The following is a 6,000-nucleotide window of genomic DNA, read 5'->3' as shown; positions in this document are numbered from 1 at the left end:
GGACGGGGCCCAGCGGCCGTGAGCGACAAGGGTTTTTGAGTTACTGGGTGTTTGATTTTTAATAGCACAACGCGTTAAAAATTAGCAATTAAAAATTAAAAATTGGGAAGCAGTTCAAAGAATGTGATCTTGTTGGTAAAACCTTGTTCTGTAATTGCTAATTGTTAATTATTGTGTTGTGTTTTATACGATCCTACATAATAACTCGCAATGGTTCTCACCCGTAACCGGTCGTTCTGAAAGCTGACCATTTTGTAGGGTTTGAATTCCTTCTTTTTATCGAGGAAACCGATGATGCAGGAAAGGGGTTCTTTTCCTTTCTGCAGTACTACGGTAGGCTGTATACCGAAATTGGGGATAGTGATGGAATCACTTACGCGCACTTCCTTGGCCTGGATGCGGAGGGTGTACTGAAAGGTTTTCCTCGTTTCATACACCGTAACGGCAAATTTCCAGTCGTTCAGTTCATCAGCTATTTTTTCGCTGTAAGTAGCTACGGGGCTTGATTGGATGCTGTTTCTGGTGGCAGGGATGGTATCATACGACACCACAACGGCGGTATCTGCACCGGTATCGCTTATGGTATCGTTATTGGCACAGCCAGCCAGCAGCAACAGGGTAAGGAGGGACAGGATTCTCATATGTTAAAAATAGCATCTATTACGATAAGAACCGGACCACTGGTAACAAAAATCCCGGCCATTAGCCGGGATCCTGTACAATTTTCTCTGTGTTGTCTTATTTCTTTTCTACTGATTCATCCAATGTGATGTTAATGGATTTCTTACCGTTCAGATAGGTTTCATATTTCTTCAATACTTCGACGGATTGTTCTTTACCATTGATGCTGAATTTACCGTCTTTGTACTCGATAGTCAGTTTACCGGCAGGTGCCAGGCCATCTTTTTTCAGTGCATCAATCAGTCCTTTAAAACCATCTTCGCTGGCGTTAACAGTAACTTCGGTAGCAGAAGAATCGTTGCCGAATACTTTTACTTCCATTTTCTGTTCGATCACTTGTTTGGGTTTGGCATCAGACTGGTGTAAATGCGCCAGGGTAGGGGCAATCACCAGTGATACGATGGACATCAGTTTGATCAGGATATTCATAGAAGGACCAGAAGTATCTTTAAAAGGATCACCCACGGTATCACCGGTTACCGATGCTTTGTGTGGTTCTGATTTTTTGTAGTACATCTGTCCGTTGATCTCTACACCTGTTTCAAATGATTTCTTGGCATTATCCCAGGCACCACCGGCATTGTTCTGGAACATACCCATCAGTACACCACTTACAGTAGCACCGGCCAGGAATCCACCCAATACTTCTGGTCCGAAGATAAAACCGATGATAATAGGCGAGAGGATGGCAATGGCACCGGGTAACATCATTTTTTTCAAAGAGGCTTCGGTAGAAATGGCCACACATTTATCATATTCAGGCTTGCCGGTACCTTCCATAATACCTGGAATGGTATGGAACTGGCGGCGAACTTCTTCTACCATAGCCATAGCCGCTTCACCTACCGCGCGGATGGCGAGTGAGGAGAAGATAAAAGGAATCATTCCACCTACAAACAGACCGGCCAGTACATCGGCATGGTAAATATCAATACCGTCGATACCCGCAATACCTACGAAAGCCGCAAACAAAGCCAGTGCCGTTAAAGCTGCAGAAGCAATGGCAAAACCTTTACCGGTAGCAGCAGTAGTATTACCCACTGCATCCAGTACATCTGTTTTTTCGCGCACTTCTTTGGGCAGTTCGCTCATTTCGGCAATACCACCGGCGTTATCGGCAATAGGGCCAAAAGCATCAATCGCCAACTGCATTGCAGTGGTTGCCATCATACCGGCTGCAGCAATGGCCACACCGTATAAACCGGCACAATAATAAGAACCATAAATACCGGCAGCCAGTACCAGTATCGGTAATAACGTACTTTCCATACCTACTGCCAGACCACCAATGATATTGGTAGCATGACCGGTAGACGACTGGCGGATGATGCTCATCACCGGGCGTTTACCCATAGCGGTATAATATTCAGTGATCATACTCATCAAAGTACCTACGGCCAGACCCACCATAATGGCGCCGAATACTTTGTTGGGTGTGAAATCAAAACCTCTTAACAGCATATGCTCCGGTAGCAGGAAGCTTACGAGGAAATAAGATGCGATTGCCGTTAAAACGATCGAACCCCAGTTACCCATATTCAATGCATTCTGTACTTTTTGTGTACTGATGCCCGCACTATCAGAAATCCTTACAAACCAGGTTCCGATGATGGAGAAAATAATACCCATACCAGCGATCAGCATAGGTAAGAGGATAGGAGATAAACCACCATATCCATCTACCAAAACCACGCCACCGGCGCCGGTTACTTCGCGACCCAGTACCATAGTGGCCAGTACAGTAGCTACATAACTACCAAACAGATCGGCACCCATACCGGCTACGTCACCTACGTTATCTCCCACATTATCTGCAATGGTGGCAGGGTTACGGGGATCATCTTCCGGAATACCGGCTTCAACTTTACCTACCAGGTCGGCACCTACGTCGGCAGCTTTGGTATAAATACCGCCACCCACACGGGCAAACAAAGCAATACTTTCGGCACCCAGCGAAAAACCAGTCAGTACTTCAATGGTTCTTTTCATTTCCTCACTATCAACCGCCGCTTCCGGGGCAAAAATCATTTTCAGAACGATGAAGAGTCCGCCTAAGCCCAGTACGGCCAGGCCGGCAACACCCATACCCATTACAGAACCACCGGTAAAAGAAACCTGTAAGGCTTTCCGCAAACTGGTTCTGGCAGCCTGTGCGGTACGCACATTGGCTTTGGTAGCGATCTTCATACCGATAAAACCGGCCAATGCACTGAAGAAAGCCCCCAGGATAAAAGCAAGGGCAATGCTCCAGTGGCTGTTGGGGTCAGAATAACCCATGAATCCCAACAATAAAGCAACAATAATCACGAAATATCCGAGAATCTTGTATTCAGCTTTCAGAAAAGCCATCGCACCTTCGGCGATATAGTTACTGATCTGCTTCATGCGGTCTGTACCCGCATCCTGCTTCGATACCCAGTTAAACTTGATCAACGTGTAAAGGAGGCCTAACACTCCCATTGCCGGAACGGCATAAAACAAGATTTTGTCCATAAAGCGAATTAATCTGCTGGTTTTTTAAAGTCTGCAAAAATAGGTGGATTTGGGTAAAATACTTACCCTGCCTGTCTTTTCTATTGCACTGTGTATAAAATAGATGATAATCAAGCCATTACTAGTCTAAAAGAGCGGTATCGGCATGGCCGGTAAATACCGAGCTCATCTTACCGGCCGACCAGATATTGCGGTTGAATTTATTGCCCAGAATAATCACGGTGGCGGTATCAGCTACCAGTCTTTTGAATACGGCATTGTTTCCGTGCCACCAACCATTATGGTACACAATGGTCGGGTCGGGTGGTTTGATGTAAAGGTGCCAGCCCAAACCATAGTTTTTCTGTCCACGGGTTTCGTTACTGTAGGGCTGGTAGGCCATGTTCAGTGTTTCGTTACTTACAAAACTGCCCAGATAAAGTGCACGATCCCACTGTAACAGATCCCTTACGGTACTGTACACATTTTTATCGCCATACACACAATCCAGTTTTTGCAGCGGGAAAGGTGCATTGTTATAGTTGTAAGAAGGCACGTAATTGGATGCATCTTTCAGACTGAACACATAACTGTTGGTCATGCCCAGCGGCTCAAACACATGGATGCGCAGATAATCGGGGTACGACATTTTGGTTACCTGCTCAATGATCAGTGCCAGCAGCACATAATTGGTATTGCAATAGCTGTAACGGCGGTCAGGATTGGATTCCGGTGCCGGGCGGTTGCTGATCATGTACTGCAGTACGTCTTTGTTGGTGGCCAGTCCGGTAAACTGCGGAGCAATCCTTACCGTACGGGCTTTTTTCACCCATTTGCCTCTTTTGTTTTTTACCCTGATTACTTCGGTTTTGGTACCATCCATGAAGTAATCGTACTTAGGCAACCCGCTTCGATGTGTTAAGAGGTTTTTGATGCTGATATTGGCATAAGGGAAGCCAGGGAAATATTTCTCCAGCCGGTCATCTAACGAGAGTTTACCTTCTTCCATCAGTTTCAGGATCACGGTAGCGGTAAAGGTTTTCGATACTGATGCAATATGAAAGGGTGTATTGGCGGTAATGGGTTCTTTGGTGCGCAGGTTCACGGAGCCGCGGTAATCTTCAAATACGATCTCCCCGTTTTTGGCCATGATAATACCGCCACTGAAGCCTCTTTTGGCCAGCAGGTTCTGGTACATGGGGGCGATGGCATTGGCATAATAGGCTTTTTCACGGGCCGAAACACCTGAAAAACCAGAAGGAGTGGCGGCCATGACAGGGACTTTTTTACCGGGAGAAGAGGGGTTGGCACCACAGCCTATGATCAGGAAAGTAACTAAGGGTATCAGCTTCGGTCGCATCATGGGCACAGATTTAGGCTAAAGTGGCAAATATAGGCTGCCCCATCAGCGCAGCCAACCTTCGTGGAAAACTATGTGTGAGGTGTTAAAACAAATAACATTTATTTTCGCATACATGAGCAAGCAAGCCGTAACCAGTTATCCCAAAGACAGGATCAACATCCTTTTTCTCGAGAATATCAGCGACAAAGCCGTTCAGCAGTTCAACCGGAACGGTTATGTAAAAGTGCGAAAACTTCACGGGGCCTTAAGTGAGGAAGAATTGATCCGCGAAATCAAAGATGTTCATTTACTGGGCATCCGTTCCAAATCCCATATTTCGGCAAAAGTACTGGCCGCCGCCACCAAATTACAGGCCATCGGCTGTTTTTGCATTGGTGTGAACCAGGTTGACCTGAAAGCCGCTACCCAGGCAGGGGTGGTGGTATTCAATGCACCCTACAGCAATACCCGCAGTGTGGCAGAACTGGTGATCGGGGCTTCTATTATGCTGATCCGCCGTATCATCGATAAAAACAATGCCGCGCACAAGGGCATCTGGATGAAAGAAGCCAAGGGCAGTTATGAACTCAGGGGCAAAACGCTCGGACTGATCGGTTACGGAAATATCGGTTCCCAGGTAAGTGTGCTGGCCGAGGGGATGGGCATGAAAGTGTTGTTTTATGATACCGAAACCAAATTACCACTCGGTAATGCTACTGCAGCCAAAAACCTGAAAGACCTGGTATCACAGGCCGATATCGTATCGTTGCATGTTCCGGAAACGGCGCAGACCAAAAACCTGATCAATAAATCATTACTCAAATCCTTCAAAAAGGGATCCATCCTGCTCAACTATGCACGTGGTGAAGTGGTAGACCTGAAAGCCCTGGCCGCAGCCATGCAGGAAGGACATATCAGCGGTGCCGCCATAGATGTGTATCCCTGGGAGCCGGAGAAAAACGGCGATTCATTTGAAACACCCCTGCAGGGATTACCGAATGTGATTCTTACACCGCATATCGGAGGCTCTACCGAAGAAGCGCAGGAAAATATCGGGGAAGATGTGAGCGTAAAATTATTCCAGTACCTCGAGCGGGGTATCACCAATGGTTCGCATACAGTACCGGCCATTGGTTTGCCACCGGTAGAGAATGCGCACCGCATCCTGCATATACACCACAATATTCCCGGTGTATTGAGTGCCATCAATACGGCACTATCCAAAAATAATATCAATATCCTCGGCCAATACCTCAAAACCAATGACGCCATCGGTTATGTAGTACTCGATGTAGACAAAAAACTCTCCAAGCAGGCAGTGGCTTTGCTGAAAGAAGTGAAATCTACGATTAAAGTAAGGATGCTCTATTAGATTCGCGGATTAACAGATGACGGATGGGCGGATTTTTATCGCCGAAGTTGGTCGCCTGACCAACTTCATTCTTGATTCGTTATTGTAGGTAGTCCGATCAACAATGGCGGAGAATCCGTCATTCGCCAATCCG

General features: G+C 46.6%; 4 protein-coding genes. 1 reads left to right on the top strand and 3 read right to left on the bottom strand.

Translation table 11 applies throughout. The features are described from left to right. Positions 1 to 164: 164 nt before the first annotated feature. The 3 genes from AC1RNB_RS11230 to AC1RNB_RS11220 all read right to left on the bottom strand — a co-directional run bounded on the left by AC1RNB_RS11230 (position 165) and on the right by AC1RNB_RS11220 (position 4,516). Complete coding sequence (locus tag AC1RNB_RS11230) at positions 165 to 641, bottom strand: hypothetical protein (RefSeq protein ID WP_493082799.1); 477 nt, start codon at positions 639 to 641, stop codon at positions 165 to 167. A gap of 97 nt (positions 642 to 738) precedes the next feature. Then, positions 739 to 3,174 (bottom strand): sodium-translocating pyrophosphatase, encoded by a 2,436-nt coding sequence (locus AC1RNB_RS11225; protein ID WP_493082797.1) that lies wholly within the window; start codon positions 3,172 to 3,174, stop codon positions 739 to 741. Between the two features lie 121 nt (positions 3,175 to 3,295). Then, positions 3,296 to 4,516, bottom strand: a complete 1,221-nt coding sequence (locus tag AC1RNB_RS11220) for a serine hydrolase domain-containing protein (protein ID WP_493082795.1) — start codon at positions 4,514 to 4,516, stop codon at positions 3,296 to 3,298. 112 nt (positions 4,517 to 4,628) lie between these two features. Between AC1RNB_RS11220 and serA the strand changes: the two genes are divergently transcribed. Further along, the gene (gene serA / locus AC1RNB_RS11215; RefSeq protein WP_493082793.1) at positions 4,629 to 5,867 is read left to right on the top strand and encodes a phosphoglycerate dehydrogenase; all 1,239 of its coding nucleotides are present in this window, start codon (positions 4,629 to 4,631) and stop codon (positions 5,865 to 5,867) included. The last annotated feature ends 133 nt before the right edge of the window (positions 5,868 to 6,000 follow it).

The organism is Sediminibacterium sp. GW821-FHT12F12, assembly GCF_058806635.1.
The sequence above is the reverse complement of the archived record's forward strand: the minus strand, read 5'-3'. Positions and strand labels throughout refer to the sequence as shown.

What these genes read in the sequence shown, in the direction of transcription:
- AC1RNB_RS11230 (WP_493082799.1), bottom strand. Translation starts at nt 641, where the DNA reads ATGAGAATCCTGTCCCTCCTTACCCTGTTGCTGCTGGCTGGCTGTGCC.
- AC1RNB_RS11225 (WP_493082797.1), bottom strand. Translation starts at nt 3,174, where the DNA reads ATGGACAAAATCTTGTTTTATGCCGTTCCGGCAATGGGAGTGTTAGGC.
- AC1RNB_RS11220 (WP_493082795.1), bottom strand. Translation starts at nt 4,516, where the DNA reads ATGATGCGACCGAAGCTGATACCCTTAGTTACTTTCCTGATCATAGGC.
- serA (WP_493082793.1), top strand. Translation starts at nt 4,629, where the DNA reads ATGAGCAAGCAAGCCGTAACCAGTTATCCCAAAGACAGGATCAACATC.